19 protein-coding genes and 1 pseudogene are annotated in these 18,467 nt (G+C 51.6%); 12 read left to right on the top strand and 8 right to left on the bottom strand.

What is annotated here, in order from left to right:
* From AC0QHF_RS10400 to AC0QHF_RS10380, 5 genes are all read left to right on the top strand, one after another.
* The coding region (locus AC0QHF_RS10400) for a Calx-beta domain-containing protein (protein ID WP_324704135.1) at positions 1-1,077 on the top strand (1,077 nt) is incomplete at its 5' end.
* A gap of 166 nt (positions 1,078-1,243) precedes the next feature.
* The gene (gene acnB, locus AC0QHF_RS10395; protein WP_324704134.1) at positions 1,244-3,856 is read left to right on the top strand and encodes a bifunctional aconitate hydratase 2/2-methylisocitrate dehydratase; all 2,613 of its coding nucleotides are present in this window, start codon (positions 1,244-1,246) and stop codon (positions 3,854-3,856) included.
* Positions 3,857-4,017: 161 nt separating this feature from the next.
* The gene (locus AC0QHF_RS10390) at positions 4,018-4,359 is read left to right on the top strand and encodes a XisI protein (protein ID WP_324704133.1); all 342 of its coding nucleotides are present in this window, start codon (positions 4,018-4,020) and stop codon (positions 4,357-4,359) included.
* A gap of 48 nt (positions 4,360-4,407) precedes the next feature.
* On the top strand, positions 4,408-6,237 hold the full coding sequence (locus AC0QHF_RS10385; protein WP_324704132.1) for a P-loop NTPase family protein: 1,830 nt from the start codon (positions 4,408-4,410) through the stop codon (positions 6,235-6,237).
* Between the two features lie 26 nt (positions 6,238-6,263).
* Entirely contained in the window at positions 6,264-6,473 is a 210-nt protein-coding gene (locus AC0QHF_RS10380) for a type II toxin-antitoxin system HicB family antitoxin (RefSeq protein WP_324704131.1), read from the top strand.
* A gap of 32 nt (positions 6,474-6,505) precedes the next feature.
* Here AC0QHF_RS10380 and AC0QHF_RS10375 read toward each other — a convergent pair whose 3' ends face one another.
* From AC0QHF_RS10375 to AC0QHF_RS10365, 3 genes are all read right to left on the bottom strand, one after another.
* Positions 6,506-6,931 carry a type II toxin-antitoxin system VapC family toxin gene (locus AC0QHF_RS10375; protein WP_324704130.1) on the bottom strand — a complete coding sequence of 142 codons (426 nt, stop codon included), beginning with the start codon at positions 6,929-6,931 and terminating at the stop codon, positions 6,506-6,508.
* Entirely contained in the window at positions 6,919-7,185 is a 267-nt protein-coding gene (locus AC0QHF_RS10370; RefSeq protein WP_315664125.1) for a hypothetical protein, read from the bottom strand. The genes AC0QHF_RS10375 and AC0QHF_RS10370 overlap by 13 nt, the downstream gene beginning before the upstream one ends.
* Before the next feature lie 109 nt (positions 7,186-7,294).
* Positions 7,295-7,516, bottom strand: coding sequence for a hypothetical protein (locus AC0QHF_RS10365; protein ID WP_324704129.1), 222 nt, complete (start codon positions 7,514-7,516; stop codon positions 7,295-7,297).
* Between the two features lie 170 nt (positions 7,517-7,686).
* Between AC0QHF_RS10365 and AC0QHF_RS10360 the strand changes: the two genes are divergently transcribed.
* The 6 genes and pseudogenes from AC0QHF_RS10360 to AC0QHF_RS10335 all read left to right on the top strand — a co-directional run.
* Positions 7,687-7,908, top strand: coding sequence for a helix-turn-helix domain-containing protein (locus tag AC0QHF_RS10360; RefSeq protein WP_324704136.1), 222 nt, complete (start codon positions 7,687-7,689; stop codon positions 7,906-7,908).
* A gap of 37 nt (positions 7,909-7,945) precedes the next feature.
* Positions 7,946-8,146, top strand: coding sequence for a hypothetical protein (locus AC0QHF_RS10355; protein ID WP_324704128.1), 201 nt, complete (start codon positions 7,946-7,948; stop codon positions 8,144-8,146).
* A gap of 31 nt (positions 8,147-8,177) precedes the next feature.
* On the top strand, positions 8,178-8,648 hold the full coding sequence (locus AC0QHF_RS10350; RefSeq protein WP_324704127.1) for a DUF29 domain-containing protein: 471 nt from the start codon (positions 8,178-8,180) through the stop codon (positions 8,646-8,648).
* A 136-nt stretch (positions 8,649-8,784) separates the two neighbouring features.
* Positions 8,785-8,952 (top strand): hypothetical protein, encoded by a 168-nt coding sequence (locus AC0QHF_RS10345; RefSeq protein WP_473113651.1) that lies wholly within the window; start codon positions 8,785-8,787, stop codon positions 8,950-8,952.
* Positions 8,949-9,377 carry a type II toxin-antitoxin system VapC family toxin gene (locus AC0QHF_RS10340; protein ID WP_324704125.1) on the top strand — a complete coding sequence of 143 codons (429 nt, stop codon included), beginning with the start codon at positions 8,949-8,951 and terminating at the stop codon, positions 9,375-9,377. The genes AC0QHF_RS10345 and AC0QHF_RS10340 overlap by 4 nt, the downstream gene beginning before the upstream one ends.
* Before the next feature lie 30 nt (positions 9,378-9,407).
* Positions 9,408-9,557, top strand: a pseudogene (locus AC0QHF_RS10335) (DUF29 family protein); the annotation flags it as partial.
* Positions 9,558-9,644: 87 nt separating this feature from the next.
* Here AC0QHF_RS10335 and AC0QHF_RS10330 read toward each other — a convergent pair.
* From AC0QHF_RS10330 to AC0QHF_RS10310, 5 genes are all read right to left on the bottom strand, one after another.
* Positions 9,645-11,066 carry a dihydrolipoyl dehydrogenase family protein gene (locus AC0QHF_RS10330; protein WP_324704124.1) on the bottom strand — a complete coding sequence of 474 codons (1,422 nt, stop codon included), beginning with the start codon at positions 11,064-11,066 and terminating at the stop codon, positions 9,645-9,647.
* Positions 11,067-11,243: 177 nt separating this feature from the next.
* A complete protein-coding gene (locus AC0QHF_RS10325) occupies positions 11,244-11,711 on the bottom strand; it encodes an ABA4-like family protein (protein WP_324704123.1) in 468 nt (155 codons plus the stop codon).
* Between the two features lie 316 nt (positions 11,712-12,027).
* On the bottom strand, positions 12,028-13,317 hold the full coding sequence (gene cbiE / locus AC0QHF_RS10320; protein ID WP_324704122.1) for a precorrin-6y C5,15-methyltransferase (decarboxylating) subunit CbiE: 1,290 nt from the start codon (positions 13,315-13,317) through the stop codon (positions 12,028-12,030).
* Between the two features lie 112 nt (positions 13,318-13,429).
* Positions 13,430-14,050 (bottom strand): cobalt-precorrin-8X methylmutase, encoded by a 621-nt coding sequence (locus AC0QHF_RS10315; protein WP_324704121.1) that lies wholly within the window; start codon positions 14,048-14,050, stop codon positions 13,430-13,432.
* 269 nt (positions 14,051-14,319) lie between these two features.
* The gene (locus AC0QHF_RS10310) at positions 14,320-16,857 is read right to left on the bottom strand and encodes a glycogen/starch/alpha-glucan phosphorylase (RefSeq protein WP_324704120.1); all 2,538 of its coding nucleotides are present in this window, start codon (positions 16,855-16,857) and stop codon (positions 14,320-14,322) included.
* Positions 16,858-17,378: 521 nt separating this feature from the next.
* On the opposite strand from AC0QHF_RS10310, the gene AC0QHF_RS10305 reads away from it, so the two are divergent.
* On the top strand, positions 17,379-18,362 hold the full coding sequence (locus AC0QHF_RS10305) for a sulfurtransferase (protein WP_324704119.1): 984 nt from the start codon (positions 17,379-17,381) through the stop codon (positions 18,360-18,362).
* Positions 18,363-18,467: the final 105 nt, after the last annotated feature.

Here is an 18,467-nt window from a genome sequence, read left to right as displayed (position 1 = left end):
GTGAACCTAAAAAATGCCAAAGGTGCCACCCTAGCCAACTCGGAAGCGACGGGGACTATCGTTGACAACGATTTTCCTATGCTATCCATCGGTGATGGGGAGATTGAAGAAGGGCAAAGCGGTGTCGGGACTCTCAATTTCCCCGTCACTTTAAATCGTCCCGGATTCAAAACCTTAACGGTCGATTATGCCACCATCGACGATCGCGGCACCGCCACTGCCAACACCGACTACACCGCCACCAGCGGTCAGCTTTCCTTTGCCCCCGGGGAAACGGAAAAAACGATTCCCGTGGAGGTTTTGGGAGATGAAGCGGTCGAAAATGACGAACAGTTTTTCGTGGATTTAAGCAACATCGTCAACGGCAATTTGAAGGGAACCGCACGCGATCGCCGGGGTGAAGGAACCATAATTAACGACGACGTGCCGACCATTGACATTGCCGATGCTGTGGTGCTTGAAGGGGACAACCGACTCCAAATCGCCGTATTCGACGTCAGTCTTGATCGCCCCGCCAACCGAAGCGTTAAAGTGCGGTATTCCACAGAAAACGAGACTGCAACCCGGCCAGACTACAGTCCCAAGAGCGATATTCTGACGATTCCCAAAGGCGAGACCACTGCCCCCATCAGGATACGCATTAGCGGCGATCAAAATATCGAGCCGGACGAAACCTTTGGACTCCAACTTTTCCGGCCCCAAAATGGCGTTCTGGCGGGGGACAAAGCGGAACTCCAAGCCACCGGTATTATTCTCGACAACGACGATCCTTTAACCGGCGATCGCGACGTGATGTCAGGCACTCCCGAGGCGGATATTTTTGAACTCGGAACCGCCCAAGGGTCCTTATACGCCGAAAACGGGAACGGTGACTATGCGGTGATCCTCAACTTCGATCCAACGCAAGATACGATCCAACTCCACGGGAGTCCCGGCGACTATCAACTGGTTCCCAATGCTGCGGTAGGACTCATTGACGGTACGGCGATCTACCGGGGAGAAAGCGGAGAAGAATTAATTGGCCTGGTCAAAGACGGCGATTCTCTTAGTTTGGAGAGCGGCTTTAGTTTCGTATAACTTCCGGCCCGAGTCAACCTTCCCCGAGTGCGTCGCGAATGGCGCACTTTTTTCGGGTTTCGGCGAGGAACAGCACCTCAGCCGGCGATCGACTGTGATTCTCGATACCCAGTTGCGGAGATTAATCGGTAGCATAAAACAATGAAACAATGAGGAGAGTCACACTATGCTGGAAGCCTACCGTCAACACGCCGCCGAACGAGCAAAATTGGGCATCCCCCCCCTGCCCCTGACCGCCGAGCAGACCTCGGAACTGTGCGAACTGCTCAAACGCCCCCCAGAAGGGGAAAAAGAGTTCCTGTTGGGTTTATTGCGCGATCGCGTCCCCCCCGGTGTCGATGAAGCCGCCTACGTCAAAGCCGGGTTTCTAACTGCCGTCGCCAAACGGGAAATCGAGTGCCCCCTCATCTGTCCCCAAGGCGCCGTAGACCTCCTGGGCACGATGGTCGGCGGCTACAACGTCCAATCCCTGGTCGGCTTCCTGAAGTCCTCCGACTCCAACATCGCCAGCGAAGCGGCCACGGCCCTGAGCAAAATCACCCTGGTCTTCGACGCCTTCAACGACGTCTTCGCCCTCTCCGACGTCAACCCCTACGCCAAACAAATCCTGGATGCCTGGGCCAACGCCGCCTGGTTCATCCGCAACCCCAAAGTCCCCAAAGCCATCACCGTCACCGTCTTCAAAGTCCCCGGCGAAACCAACACCGACGACCTCTCCCCCGCCCCCCACGCCACCACCCGCCCGGACATCCCCCTCCACGCCCTGGCCATGCTGGAGTCCCGGATGCCCGAAGGCATCGAAACCATCGCCCAACTCAAACAGAAGGGCCACCCCGTCGCCTACGTCGGGGACGTGGTGGGCACCGGTTCTTCCCGGAAATCCGCCATCAACTCCGTCCTCTGGCACATCGGCGAAGACATCCCCTTCGTCCCCAACAAGCGGCGCGGCGGCTACATCCTCGGCGGCAAAATTGCCCCCATCTTCTTCAACACCGCCGAAGACTCCGGCGCCTTCCCCATCGAGTGCGATGTCAGCAAAATGGAAACCGGGGACGTGATCACCATCCACCCCTACAAGGGCGAAATCACCAACGAAGCGGGCGAAGTGATTTCCACCTTCACCCTAAAGCCGGAAACCATCTTGGACGAGGTAAGAGCCGGGGGCCGGATTCCCCTGCTCATCGGCCGCAGCCTCACCGACAAAACCCGGGAAGAAATGGGACTCGCAGCCAGCGAACTGTTCACCCGCCCCTCCATGCCCGAGGACACCGGCAAGGGCTTCACCCTGGCCCAGAAAATGGTCGGAAAGGCCTGCGGACTGCCGGGGGTGCGTCCGGGCACGTCCTGCGAACCGATCATGACCACCGTGGGATCTCAGGATACCACCGGGCCGATGACCCAGGACGAACTGAAGGAACTCGCCTGCCTGGGCTTCTCCGCCGACCTGACGATGCAGAGTTTCTGCCACACGGCGGCCTATCCCAAACCCGTGGACATCAAAACCCACAAGCAACTCCCCGACTTCTTCGCCACCCGCGGCGGCGTGGCGTTGCGTCCCGGAGACGGCATCATCCACTCCTGGCTGAACCGGATGCTGCTGCCGGACACGGTGGGCACCGGGGGCGACTCCCACACCCGCTTCCCCCTGGGGATTTCCTTCCCCGCCGGTTCCGGGTTGGTGGCCTTCGCCGCCGCCCTGGGGGTGATGCCGCTGGATATGCCGGAATCCGTTTTGGTGCGGTTCACGGGCAAATTGCAACCCGGCGTCACCCTGCGGGATATCGTCAACGCGATTCCCTGGGTGGCGATGCAGGAAGGGAAATTGACCGTCGGCAAGGAGAATAAACAAAACCTGTTCAACGGCCGGGTGATGGAGATGGAAGGCCTGCCGGATTTGAAGGTGGAACAGGCCTTCGAGTTGACGGACGCCACGGCGGAGCGCTCCTGTGCCGGATGTACGATCAAGTTGGGGACGGAGACGGTTGCGGAGTATTTGCGATCGAATATCACCCTGATGCGGAATATGATCGCCCGGGGATATCAGGACGCCCGCACCCTCGCCCGCCGCATCGCCAAGATGGAACAGTGGTTGGCGAATCCGGAATTGATGGAGGCGGATAAAGATGCGGAATACGCCGACATTTTGGAAGTGAATTTGGACGCGATCAAAGAACCCATCGTCGCGGCGCCCAACGACCCGGATAACGTCAAGTTGATGTCCGAGTGTGAGGGGGACAAAATCGACGAGGTGTTCATCGGTTCCTGCATGACCAATATCGGCCACTACCGCGCCGCCGCCAAGGTGTTGGAAGGGGCGGGTCCCGTGAAAGTGCGCCTGTGGATTTGCCCCCCCACCCGCATGGATGAAAAGCAACTCCGGGAGGAGGGCGTTTACGGCACGTTTGCGGCGGCAGGCGCCCGGACGGAGATGCCGGGATGTTCCCTGTGCATGGGCAACCAGGCGCGGGTGGAAGACAACGCCACGGTGTTCTCGACCTCGACGCGCAACTTCAACAACCGCATGGGTAAGGGTGCGCGGGTGTACCTGGGTTCGGCCGAACTGGCGGCGGTTTGTGCGCTGTTGGGTCGCATTCCTTCGGTGGAGGAATACATGGCGATTATCACCGAGAAACTCGACCCGTTCGCGGCGGATCTTTACCGCTATTTGAACTTCGATCAGATCGAAGGTTTCGAGGATGAAGGTCGGGTGATTCCGCTGGATCAGATGCCCAAGATCGACGAGATTTTGGGGATTCCGGCGAATGCGTTGAGCAACTAACGTTTTAGAGTGGCGGGGCGGGCGATCGAGCCTGTCCCGCCCGTCAATGTCCGAAATTTTCACCACAGAGGCACAGAGAACACAGAGAGAGAATAAATGGGTCACAACCTAAATGCGTACTGCTATATATTGGCGGACAAAATTAGATTTTTTAGGATAAAATGGAAAAATTGATTGGCTATCAAAACATTGTCAAAAATATTCTCACTCAATATGATAAGCTATCATCCAAAATCCCCGATCCGGATATCGATGAAATCCTGATATTTGACGATGAACGAAGTCAGTATCTTTGGTTTAGTGTGGGCTGGAAAAATAATCGGCGAGTGAATGGGGCTTCTGTATATATTCGGATCAAAAATGATAAAATTTATATTGAGGAGGATTGGACGGAGGAGGGGATGGCGACTGAGTTATTGAGGGAGGGTGTGCCGAAGGAGGATATCGTGTTGGCATTTCACGATCCGGAGACTCGCAAGTTGACCGAGTTTGCTGTAGCTTGAAATGGTAATTTTAAATTGAGGCAATTAGTTTAGATAAGGCTCATTAATATGGCACGAAAAAAGCAGAATCAAGATCCTGATTGGATTCAATTATCATTGTTTGATGTTCTTCCAGGATCTTCTGACAATTCACTGGACTCCAAAAAGCCAGAAATATCGAAGACTACTTCCGATCAATCTCAACACAGACCTGGAAAACAAGAAAGAGTACGAATTGACCAAGATGATATTGCCAATTTAGAGACAGAATCTATCGAAATTTATACAACAAATAAAAAGCAAATAGAGCAGGATTTATGGTTGCCAGAAACCTATGAAGATATCATTAATAAGATCGGGAAAGACAATGCCAGACTGTCGGAACTAATTCTACCTTTGCCCAAGTTTGAAAAAGAGATTGTTCAGGTGCTTGCTGACATAGGAAGTGCCGGATATTTACTTTTTTTGTATGGACTGTCTGGAGTGGGAAAATCAACTTTTATTAGTTCGTTAGAGTGGTCTAAACATATTCCAATCAAACAGATAGTACAAATCGATGCATCTGAATTAACCTTTACCCAGCAATCCAAGCTAAACTCACTAATTAAATGCATCAGGAATGAAGCTGAAAAGTTTTTTTTAGAAAATGAAAGAGATGGCGATAGATTATGTATCGTGATCGACTATTTGGAAAATCTTGATGATGAAAAAGAAAATGATATTTCAGGATTTTTCCGTGATTTAAATGGATTTCTCCGTAAGTATGGCATCCTGATCATATGGCCAATTACGGTTAAAAAGGATCTCGAAAAAATGCAAAAATCTGCCGAAAGCTTTTCAAGCACAATGTTTCACGGCAGAATACCATTTGTTGATTTTAAGGGTCCTGCACTTGAGGAATATCCACAGATCGCAAAAAAAACAATAATGTTTTTTAATAATGGAAAAAATTGCTATGAATTTCAATTAACGGACAACGATTTAGAAGAATTAAAAAAAAGTTACCAATCAAAAGCGGAAAATAAACACTTAATCAGGGATTATCTAAAAGATGTCAAGAGAAAATGGGAAGAAAGAAGTAATCATATATCCCGAATCAACGAAAAAATACCCAAACCAACTGAAGTATGGTTTATTTTTTGTTATCCTAAAGCTGAAGATGTAGTAGCACAGTTTGCACGACGTATTTCAGATACTTCAGATGCTCTTTCTGAAATGTGGAATGCTGACTACAAAGCTCTTTATGCATACATCTCTGATCATAATCAAAGAAAAGCAGATTGGCCAGCAGGGCGTCTTACTCTTGCACTTAGTAGTCCAATGTTGACGACTAAAATCATGTATTTACCGACCAATGCTTTAATAAGCTGCATTGCTGCTTATGCTGAGAAAGCAAATGTTCCCATCACAAAGGAAGAATTTTTAAATTCATATAAAGTTAAAAATCACTATTGTCAACCGGCTGCTGCACGAACGGCACTATCAAGTACACCGTTATGGTTACAGTTGTCTGGCAACAAAGGACCCGGAGGAAAACGGAGAAGCGGATCTATACTAGCTGGTTTGAAAAATGCAACTCCAGCATTTAAAAAAATCAATGAAGATATCTCTAAAAAAAGAATTAGTGATCAACATTTTAATCGGGCAGTTTGTCTAGCTCTAAAAGATTTATACTCAAAACAACAAAAAGAAATGGGTTTGGATTTTAAATCGGAAGCAATTCATCCGAATTTGGGAAATATCAGACCGGATATTTTGATTTCCACCAACGAGAAAATTATTTGCTTGGAGTTATGTTACTCAAACAACAATACTCCTGGCAATATTGCCGATTATGTGTTGAGAAAGCTAAACACATATATGAAACAAATGGAAGAAAATTTTGGTTTATCTGTCTGATTAATTGTTTGACGACCATAAGAAAAATGAAATACACGATCGCACTTCAATGGTCAGAAGCGGACGGCTGTTTCGTCGTTTTCCTTCCCGACTTTGAAGATGTCATGCAACCCGTCACCCACGGCGACAGCTACGAAGATGCACTCAAAAACGCCCGGGAAGTCCTGGAAATGTTGATCGAGTCGAGTCGTTCCGAAGGGAAGCCTTTACTCAAACCCACTTTTCAACCCGTTTAATTTGAGATGCGATCGCACCCCCGAAACCAAAATTAATCTTCTGGCAATAACCGAAATGCCGCACAAGGCCTCGGACGAAACAAACTAAAATCACGCCGATCGAGTGTCAAAATTATCTCCCGATTAAACCGTTCTGCCACCGCCATCACACAGGCATCCACAAAATCGATTCGGGAGTCTTGATACATCTCTAAAATATCTGCCACGCGATCGAAATCCCCCGAAGTCATCGCGATCGGACAAAAACGACTCGTTTCAATCGAGCGTAAAAATTTTACCGCTGTTCCGATTCCCCCATCACGTCCGACCAGATAGGCTATCTCTGTTAAAGCAGGTTGAGGCAACCCAATCGATGCCATTTGTCGGTAAACCTCTACTACCGCTTCATGATTGCGATCGCCCCGGTTGAGCAACGCGACGACAAACCCCGTATCGGCGATCGCGTCTAATCTTTCCACGACAAACCCGAATTTTCGGTTACTTCCGCTTGCAAAATTTCCTCCGCACGATCGCCCGTTTCCGATGCACCCTCGTACAAGCCAATCAGCGGATCGGCATCTGTCTGTGATACGGGAGGACGATGGGTTTGCAAGTATTGTTCGATCGCTTCTTCGAGTAACGATTCCAAGGTTTTGTGCTGTTCGAGGGAAACCTGCATCAGTCGCGTCAGGGTTTCCGGTCGGGGCTTCCAGTTCAGTACAATTTCAAGCATGACATTGGTTGATATCAATATGAATTATTGTAGGGCAGTTTTCCCCAATCAACCGAAAGCGATCGCACCCCCGAAACCCAACAGTCCGGAAGTGCGATCGCGGATTTTCCTACACCTTGTCTTCAGGCGAGGAGTCGAACACCAAGATGAACGAAGCCTGGGGGATCAGGCGTTTCAAGCATTGCAGGTGTCCCTCGGTGTCGGAACGGCTGTAAAAGCGGGCGACAACCGTCCGTTGCAGGTTCGGAAGCAAACGGGCGATCGCCCAGGAGTTGAGACGATCGCGGTATGCGATCGCCGGAGGCTGTGAGATTGCGCTGTTTTGTGGCATGATCTAAATTGCAAAGCGTACAACACAAAGGGCGCCAGTCAGTCTCTTGGCGGGGATCTACTGGCGTTCCTTTTGCAACCATTAAAGTGCAAACCCCACCTGGTTGTCAAGTGTTAGCGCCATAAAATAGCGTCAAAACTTAGCGCTCAAGCGTGGGCGTCTACTCCGATATGCATTTGAAGGCTTTAAGAGAGCGAGCGGGACTCAGGATCAAGGATGTGGCAGAAATTCTCAGATGTGCGGAATCATCTATCCGCAACTGGGAAAAGGGAAGGACGACACCGAAATTGGAGGTTTGGCAGGTTTTTCGGTGGCGGGATTTGTACCAATGTACGGAAGAAGAGTTGATACGAGCGGTTCTGACATCAATGAGAACGGGAGATAAAGATTAGCGATCGCACCAAAAACAACCATTATATAATCAAAACAATGATCGAATCAGAAATTCTGAAAAAAATACAAGGCACATCGATAGAAGAGCGTATCCTGATTATTGAAGCCATTTTGAAAACGGTCAAAAAGGATATGCGATCGCGACAGCCTTCCTCCCAAAATAAACCCCTGCATGGGAAGGTGATTCACTATGACAATCCCTATGAACCCGTTGCGATCGTCTACTCTTTTCGTTGATAATAATAAACTTGATTCAGTCACCCGAATTATGATACCATCGCCATCCCATATCAAACAGCTTTACGATAAAGACTATCTCAAATGGCTGGAAATGACGATCGCCCAGTTGCGATCGCGCCACTATAATGACGTAGATTGGGACAATTTAATCGAGGAAATCGAAGACATGGGACGGCGGGAACGCCACAGCCTTGAGAATAATTTGGTGGTGGTATTGCTGCATTTACTCAAGTGGGAATTTCAACCGAAATGGCGAACCGGAAGTTGGGAGGGGAGTATTATCGAAAACCGTCGGCGTATCCGTCGGGCGTTGAAATCCTCTCCGAGTTGGCAGAATTATCTCGCCAGTGTCGCGGACGAATGTTATGCCAGTGCGCGAAAACAAGCGAGGGCGGAAACTCAGTTACCATTGGAGGTGTTTCCGGCGGCGTGTCCCTACGCGATCGCGGATATTTTGAATGATGATTTTCTGCCGGGAGAGGATGAGAACGGGGGATAAAGATTAGCGATCGCACCCTCTGTCTTGCTATAATAATGATTAATATTCAATTCATTGATTGCGGGAGTTGTCTATGTTGCTACAGGAACTGAAGGAAGAAGCTTTTAAACTATCCCCGAGTGACCGACTTGCGTTGGTGAGTGCTATTCTTGAATCCTTACAAAATTCGTCAGTTTCCCAACCCGATCGCTCCGGTGCAATTCGACGGATGCGAGGCTTGCTCAAAACCAACCAACCCGCACCTACCGACGAAGAAGTAGCCGAAATGTTGACAGATAGACGGGTCGCAAAATATCTGAAATGAAGGTTTTAATTGATACCAATATTGTCCTGGATTTTTTGTTGGAGCGAGCGCCATTTTTAGAAGATGCAGAATTGCTGTTCCAATCGATTGATTCTGGTCGGGTCGTCGGGTATGTTACGGCGACAACCCTCACCGATATTTTTTATATTGCTCGAAGACATACTGGCAGCATCGAGAAAGCACGACAAGCCCTTTCCGAAATCCTGACAGCTATGGAACTTTGCCCTGTAAACCGAGCGGTTGTGGAATCGGCATTTAATTCTGATGTAGCTGATTTTGAAGATGCCATTCAGATAGCTTGTGCTGCCGTTCAAGAATTGGACGCTATTGTGACCCGAGATACCCAAGGTTTTGTAAATTCACCCGTGCTCACTCTATCTGTTCAAGCATTCTTACAGAAATTGGGAGAGCAAAATAGTGAATAGTTTTGGGGTCGGCGAAGATGGCGATCGTACTTGTGGGCGTATCCTCGGGCAAGGCGACAGGCGAAGGATGAGACGGGGTTGCCGTTGGAGGTGTTTCCGGCGGCGTGTCCTTACGCGATCGCGGATATTTTAAATGATGATTTTTTGCCGGGAGAGGATGAGGGCGATCGCCGTAACTGAAATTCCCCGATTTTTGCAGCAGCGAACCGAGGGCGAAATTCCCACGATGAAAGCGTTCTGAAATTGGGTGAAACGATGGGTTAATTCCTAAAGCGATCGCCGCCAGTTGAAAAACTTCTTTAGTAAATTTTGCTGCCATTTATTTTCCGCAAATTTTCGCTTTTTAAACAACAAACCCGCCTTGCTATTAACTTCGGAAAGCGTTGGATAAACGTGGATTCCGGTGAGGGCGGAAACTTTCAAATTATTCGACATCGCCAAAACGACTTCGTGGATCAGTTCCCCCGCCGAGGGGCCGACGATGTGGGCGCCGAGAATCTCTCCGTTGCCGCGCACGATAATTTTACCAAATCCCGCCGTCGCCGCCTCCGCCTGGGCGCGATCGACATCGGCAAATTCTTGTTTTAAGATGTAGATATCATCCCCGAAGCGATCGCGGGCCTGCTTTTCTGTCAGTCCCACCCGCGCCAATTCCGGGTCGGTAAATGTCGCCCACGGAATCACTCGATAATTCGCCTTACTCACCGGGAAAAATAACGCATTTGTCAACACCGTCACCGCTTCGTGACTGGCGACGTGGGTAAACTGATACCCGCCGATAACATCACCGCAGGCGTAAATTCTCGGATTCGTGGTTTGCAGTTTTTCGTTCACTTGAATTCCTTTTTTTCCCACCGCCACTTCTGCGGCTTCCAAATTGAGGGATTCTACATTTGGCGATCGCCCGGACGATACCAAAATTTCATCGACGGCGATGGTCTGATTTCCAGATTTTATCACTTTTTTGCCATCTTTGACTTCCACACTTTCGGCGCGGGATTGATTCAAAACGCGAATTCCTTCCGCTTCAAATTGGTCTTGGACGACCTTCGCCGCCTCCGGATCTTCTTTAGGTAAAATTTGGTCGCGACTCGAAAAAATGGTCACGTCCGAACCCAGGCGAGAAAAGGCTTGTCCCAACTCGCAGCCGATCGGCCCCGCCCCGATAATTGCCAGGGATTCGGGACGGTTTTCGAGGGAAAAGACCTGTTCGTTGGTGAGAAAACCGGCTTCTTTTAATCCGGGTATGGGGGGGATTGACGGGCGAGAACCAGTGGCGATCGCGAAGGTTCTCGCCTTCAATTTGCGATCGTTCACTTCAAAGGTTCTGGGGTCGAGAAATTGACCGTCTCCAAAAATAACCTCGACTCCATACCCTTCAAATCGTTCCGGCGAGTCGTTAGGTTCGATATTTTTAATCACCTGTTTGACGTGTCCCATCGCCTCCGAAAATTTGATATTTGGGGGAGTCGTATAAATCCCGAATCGGGAGGCATTTTTAACTTGATAAGCGACGCGGGAAGCGTGGATAAAAGACTTGCTGGGGACGCAGCCGAACCACAGACAGTCCCCCCCCAGGCGATCGCGTTCTATCAAGGCAACTTTGGCTTTCAACAGGGCGGCTGCGGCGGCGACAACCAAGCCCCCCGATCCCCCTCCGATTACCACGATATCATAGTCAACAGCCATAATTCTTCCTCGTTAAATAATGCGCCCAAGCGCAACAAAAAACCATTCCGTTGTTGGGCTTGGGCTACCTCAGAATGGCGCTAAAGCCCAACAACGAACGACTGTCATTATTTCATCCAATCAAACTGAAACCCGCCTGAGAATTGACTGGGTGGGGACTGAAAATTTTGGCAATATCTAGGATTGGCTGACGGCGGCGGTTTCTTCCCCGCTACCCGAGAAGAATTTCCGACTCACTGCGGCGGTGATGACGTGGGACAGCAAGCCCAGGGGACCGGCGAACAGACACAGACACAGGGAATGAATCGTCCAAACTCCGGTTTTTTGTCCTTCCCAGTATACCCAACGCCCCACAAATAGATCAAGCACCAAAAAGTGAACCCACCCCGTCGCGGCGGCGGTTTCGTCGCCGAAAAAGCGGGCGATATCCGCCAATTGGGGATTAGAAAGGGCGGCGGCATTTTCGGGGGTGACGCTGCTGATAAATAAGTACAGATACGTCAACGCCAACAACACAAACGGAATGTAAGATTCCATCACCTTGCGGGTGACTCCCCAATTCGGCAGGAGAATCATCAACCCCCAAAAGGGGAGGACAAACAAATTGGCGATCTTAAAAATTTGGTCAGCGGGTAACATCATCATTGCCGTATCAATACCATAACTAAAGATTTCCAACAATCAACATTCAGGATAACAAATTTACAGCACCGCTGGCCGAAAATCAAAAATCTGTGTAATCTGCGTCATCTGCGGAAGAAAAATATGTCGAAAAAAATTTTCCAATTTTCTCGGAAACTCTAGCTATTTTCTTTTTTTTATGATATACTTCGTACATAATGGGAATCTGTGTAAAAATTTTATCGGCGCAACCACTCCCATTATGGAGGATGATGTCAATATCTTATCAGAAGTTGCCGCACCCCGTCAACCCTTTTTGGGGCAATTTTTTATCTTAATATTAAGCAAACAAACTGTGGTGATGGATGGTCAAAATTGTCACCGGATTGAGGGGGGAAAAACGGGTCAGGTCGGCGATCGCAGTAGACCGAGACAACTGCACCTGCAACAGCCGATAACTCCAACTTTTCTCCAATTTAACACGCTCCTTGACCCACTCCAACGCCACATTCAGATGTTCCAACGTCGCCAGGGCTAAAACCATCGTGCCGCCGGGGGCGAGACGGATGCTGCAAGTTCCCAAAATCTCCGCCAGATTGCCACCGCTGCCGCCGATAAAGATGCGGTCGGGCGATCGCAAATGGTTGAGAATCGCCGGGGCTTCCCCGTGGATGGAGATAACATTATTGACCTGAAAGCGGCGGCAATTCTGCTCGATCAGAGACGTTCCTGCCGCCGTTTTTTCGATCGCGTAAACCGTCGAAGTGGGGCCCATCCTGGCGATTTCCACCGACACCGAACCCGTGCCCGCCCCGATATCCCAAATCACCCGATCGCCCTGCAATCCCAACTCCCCCAACACCAACATTCTCACCTCCCGTTTGGTCATCAGTCCGGGCCGATCGCTATAACTGAGAAACAGGCGATCGGGAATTCCAAATAGGGGGAGATCGGACAAATTCAAAGGCTGCGCCCGGTCTGGCAATTCCCGCAGCAGCACCACCACACTCAAGAGGGAAAATGAATGGGAATCGAGGTCTTCTAAAGCCCATTTTTGTACCCGTTCGCCTTCCCCATTCAACCGTTCGCACACCCAAAATTGATAGGAACTGGGCAGATCCAAAGAAGAGATTAAATTCCCGATCACCGGTGGAGTGTTGAGGTTGTCCGTCAGCACCGCAATTTTATCTTCCCCCTGCTGTAAAGCTTGGATTAAGTGGTCGAGCGATCGCCCGTGGGCGCTGATAATTCTCGCATCTTGCCAGGGAACTTTAATGCGATTAAACGCCAATTGAATCGAACTTAAATGGGGGTGAAACACCAAATTTTCCGGTGGAAATTCCGCCAGCAGCAGCCGCCCCAACCCGAAAAAAAGCGGGTCGCCCGACACCAAAACCACCACATTCGGATCGGTGGGCATTTCCCGTTCGCGACGAGTCAGCCATTGGCGTAATTCTGATAACCCTTCAGTCAGATTATTCAAGATCAATTGGGGAATCGCGCGATCGCCGAAATAACTCAAATGGCGATCGCTTCCCACTAACAATTCGGCGCGATCAATAATTTGACGCGCCGACTCCCGCAGTCCCGCCGCCCCATCTAATCCAATCCCAACAACGTGTATCGTCAATTCTCAGTATCCAAAAAAATAAGCGATAGCAATGTAAATTCGTCCCAATTCGCTCCACTCAAAGCCCCCAGAATTGGAGGTTTGGGGGCGAGTCCTTTTCAAGGGCCAGACTTTACCCGGCTTCTTCGGCTAAAATCAACAGCGCATTGACGATCGCCGCCGCCACTGGGGAACCGCCTTTGCGCCCTTCGACGCGGATTTGGGGCACCGCTGTTTCAGCTAAAACTGCTTTCGATTCTACTACTGAAACGAACCCGACGGGAACCCCGATCGCTAAACTCGGAGAAATCGCCTTTTCTCGGATTAGCGAACAGAGGGCGAGGAGGGCTGTGGGGGCATTGCCGATCGCAAAAATGCCGTTTGGATATTCCCGCGCCACCGCCAACATCCCCGTTTCCGTGCGGGTTTTGCCCGGTAAGGCGACGGACGCCCACTCCAAGGCGCAGACGAGGGGATTGTTGAAAGTCCGCGCTACCTGGGAGGCGATGCCCTGTTTCACCATGCGGACATCGGTGATGATGGGAACCCGATTTTTTAATGCCGCGATCGCACCCTCGATGGCGCCGGGACTGAACCGCAATGCCTGCACAAACTCGAAATCTGCTGTGCTGTGAATCACCCGCCGCGCGATCGCGTATTCCGCTGGATTGAAAGGGTGGTTGCTGCCCATTTCGCGATCGATGATGGCGAAGGATTGTTCGGTGATGCTTTGACTTAAATTATCATCATTCATGAAGGGGGAGTTGGGATTAATTGATAATTGAATTTTATTTTTTTCCGCAGATTACGCAGATTACACAGATTTTTGATCGGTTTTATTCATCATCTTCGGATGATTTTAAGGGAGAAAAATTTGTCGCGATGGCGAACTGAAAATAACCGACTTTTCTTGATCGGTGGGGGCAACCGTCCCCGGTTGCCTCCTGTACGATCCCTTATGAGTAGGGGCAACCGTCTCCGGTTGCCTCCGGTTGTACCCGGTTGCCCACTTTCTCAACTGATCTACTGGCCGATCTTTAGCGCCGCATTTTCTTGGCTGTATTCCTCCATTTCGATGGACACCGGCTGCACGTTCCAGATCTGATCGCAATACTCCTTGATGGTGCGATCGCTGGAAAATTTCGCCATGCGGAGGGCGTTCAGGATTGACATCCGCGTCCACTTGTCGCGATCGCGGTAGGCTTTTGCTACCTCTTTCTGAGAGTCGATGTAGGCCTGATAATCCGCGAACAGCATATATTGATCGTGGTGCATCAGGGAATCCACCAGCGGCTTGAACAGTTCCTTATCGCCGTGGGAGAAATACCCGGACGCGATCCGATCTATGACCGCCTTCAGTTCGCCATTTTTGCTGTAATAATCCCAAGGATTGTACCCCTTCGCCTTCAGATTTGCCACCTCCTGGGCGGTCAATCCGAACAGGAAGAAATTCTCGGGTCCGGCCTCTTCGCGGATCTCGATATTCGCGCCGTCCAGGGTTCCGATCGTCAGTGCCCCGTTCATGGCAAATTTCATGTTTCCGGTTCCGGATGCCTCCTTCCCGGCGGTGGAAATTTGCTCCGACAGGTCGGCGGCGGGATAAATTCGCTGGCCTAACGAAACGTTGAAGTTCGCCAAAAATACGACTTTTAGGCGACCCCGGACATCCGGATCGTTGTTGACCATATCCCCCACCGCGTTCGTCAGCTTGATGATCAGCTTCGCCATGAAATAACCCGGCGCCGCCTTGCCACCGAAGATGAACGTCCGGGGGACGATATCGATGTGGGGATTCTGCTTGATGCGGTTGTAGAGCGTGATGATGTGCAGCACGTCCAAAAGCTGGCGCTTGTACTCGTGAATCCGCTTAACCTGGATGTCGAACATCGAGTTGGGATCGACTTCGATGCCGTTGTGTTCCCAGATGTACTCCGCCAACTGGCGCTTGTTGTTGAGTTTGATCTCCCGCCACTGTTCGCAGAATTCCGGGTCATCAACGTACTTCTCCAACTGCCGCAGTTCGTCCAAATTCTTCAGCCACCCGTCGCCGATTTTGGAACTGTAAAGATCCGCCAATTTGGGATTACACAGCAGAATCCAGCGTCGGGGGGTGACGCCGTTGGTTTTGTTGATGAACTTCTCGGGCCAGAGCTTGTAGAAGTCCTGCAGGGTGTCCTGTTTCAGGAGTTCCGTGTGCAGGGCTGCCACCCCGTTGATGGCGTGGGACCCGACGCAGGCTAAATTCGCCATGCGGACGTATTTTTCGCCGGACTCGTCGATTAGGGACAGGCGCCCGAGAAGTTCTTCGTCGCCGGGATACCAGCGGGCCACGTCTTCCAGGAAGCGGTGGTTGATTTCGTAGATGATCTCCAGGTGGCGGGGGAGGAGGTAGCCGAACAGACTGACGGGCCACTTCTCCAGGGCTTCCGGCATCAGGGTGTGGTTGGTGTAGGAGAACGTCTTTTGCGTCACCCGCCAAGCCGTGTTCCAGTCCATTTGGTGCTCGTCCATCAACAGCCGCATCAGTTCGGCGATCGCAACGGCCGGATGAGTATCGTTAAGTTGGATGGCGGCGGTATCGTTCAAATTGTGCAGGTCCGGGTGCCGCATCAGGTGGATGCGGATGATGTCCTGCAGGGAACAGGAGACGAAGAAAAACTGTTGTTCCAACCGCAATTGCTTCCCTTGGGGGGTGTTGTCGTTGGGATACAACACTTTGGAGATGGTTTCCGATCGCATCTTCTCAGCCACCGCCCCGTCATAGTTCCCGGCGTTGAAAGCGTCGAAATTGAAGTCGTCGCTGGCCTCAGCCCGCCACAGTCGCAGGGGGTTGACGGTGTTAGTATCGTAACCCGGAACCGGGGTATCGTAGGGGATGCCGATCACCCGCGTTGCAGGAATCCAGCGGACTTTGAACTGGCCCTTTTCGTTGTGGTACATTTCCGTGTGGCCGCCGAATTTCACCTCGACGGCTTGGTCCGGACGGGCGATCTCCCAGGGGTTGCCGAACCGCAGCCACTTGTCTGGGACTTCCGCCTGCCACCCGTCCCGGATCGCCTGGGTGAAGATCCCGAATTCGTAGCGGATGCCGCAGCCGACGGCGGGAATTTCCAGGGTAGCCAGGGAGTCCAGGAAACAGGCCGCCAGACGGCCCAGACCGCCGTTCCCCAAGCCGGGGTCCGGTTCGTGTTCCAGAATTTCGTCCAGGTTCAACCCGGACTCTTCTACCGCCTGACGCACGCGGTCGTACAGGTGCATATTGATCAGGCTGTTGCCCATGTGGCGGCCCATGAGAAATTCCGCCGACAGGTAGTAAACGACTTTGACGTCGTTCTCCAGATAGGTTTTCAGGGTTTTCAACCACCGACTCAGGAGGCGATCGCGGAGGGTATAAGCCAGGGCCATGTAAAAATCATCCTGGGTCGCCAGGGATTCATATTTCCCCTGCAGGTAAAACAGGTTGTCCGCAAAAGCCCGTTTCAGGGTTTCGATATTGGTACCCGTGCGATCGTCTTCAATCTGAATCGGACATTGATCGATGGGGATGAGGGATTGCGTCATAAATACTCCTTTATCCTCGTATGCGCTGCGTCTCGATGACGATCTCGGTGGCAGAAGCGAACCGTCGGAACCATTGCTCTCCAGACCCGATCCCTGTGCCCCTCCGACCGATCGCTAACTGACGGTCGCGGGGCGAAAATCGACCGGGCCCGACAGTCGCAACGGTATCATAACTGAAAAGCTCCAAATGTATTCCGGTACTCACCGGGGCACCCCGAAGTCCGCTCCTGACAAGCATGGCTCAATTGGGCACTATTTTACATTGTCCGTTTCCCGTCCGCCGGCGATCTGTCTCGGGACGTCGCCCCCGATCGCCGATCGGGCTATCCTAAATCGTAGATGCAAAACCCCCCAAAACGGGCGAGAGTTCGGCCTTGGGGGGAGAGTTGCCGGTACGGGGTACCCCCGGCCCGCTATTTCGTTTCGACGGAATTTCCGACAACTGATTCAAATCTCATGATTTGCTGTCTTTGTTTTTTCTTCACAAACTCCGCCAATTGAACGATATTAATCCGATCGCCATGCATGGATTCAAATGGATGTCCCCCCCCATCGCTGGACTGGGGTTGATCGCGATCGCCCTCGCCATCTGGGTGATCGCGATTTGGAAACCCCCGATCGCCCTCCCCCCGCCCGATCCGGCTATCCAATCCCCCGATTCCCAATTTCTCCGCCACCACTGGATCGTCAGCCCACAACAGGCCAAAATGTTGGTGGAACATGGCGCCACGCTGCTGGATGCCCGCCCCCTGAAAGCCTTGCGACCCAAACGCCTCCGGGGTGCGATCGCCGTTAGTTGGCAGGACTTTTCCCAATCCCAAAAACCCCACCGGGGCCAACTCTTGGAAGACGACCGCCAGTTAGAAGGGCTCTTGAGACCAATTGGAGTGTTTCGCGATCGCCCCGTCGTCGTCGTCGGCGATCCCGTCAACGGCTGGGGAGAAGAAGGCCGTATCGTCTGGATGCTGCGAACCCTCGGACACGATCGCGCCGTTTGGGTCGATGGCGGCCACGTCGCCCTGAAAGCCGCAGGCATCCCCGAAACCCTTTCCCTATCCCCAACACAGCCCCAAAACGGCGATTTTGAAGTGCGCCGCCGTCCCGATTGGACCGTCACCCGGGACGAACTCAAACAACAAATCCATCAAAATCATATAGTCATTATCGATAGCCGGGAACCCCGCGAATACCGGGGTCAAACCCCCTACGGCGAATCCCGGGGCGGCCACATCCCCGGCGCCGTCTCCCTGTACTATCGCGAATTCCTCGCTCCCTCCGGAATGCTCCTCCCCCGCGATCGCATCCTCGCCCAACTCGCCGAACGCGGCATCACCCCCGCCCTCCCCATTGCCACCTACTGCACCGGCGGCGTCCGCTCCGCATGGCTCGCCGCCGTCCTCACCGACCTCGGCTTCGAGGCCAAAAACTACCCCGGCTCCCTGTGGGAATGGTCTGCCTCCCCGGCTGAAGACTATCCCCTGAGAGTCGATTTCAATAGCAAGTAGTGGACAAACACAGCTAAAATCGTGCAATATTGACTTCTCCCCGGTCTAAAGACGCGGGGATTCTTAAGCCGTCCAAAACTGAACTCTTAAAGGCATAGTCAATGT

This window comes from Lyngbya sp. CCY1209 (assembly GCF_055795065.1).
The sequence above is the reverse complement of the archived record's forward strand: the minus strand, read 5'-3'. Positions and strand labels throughout refer to the sequence as shown.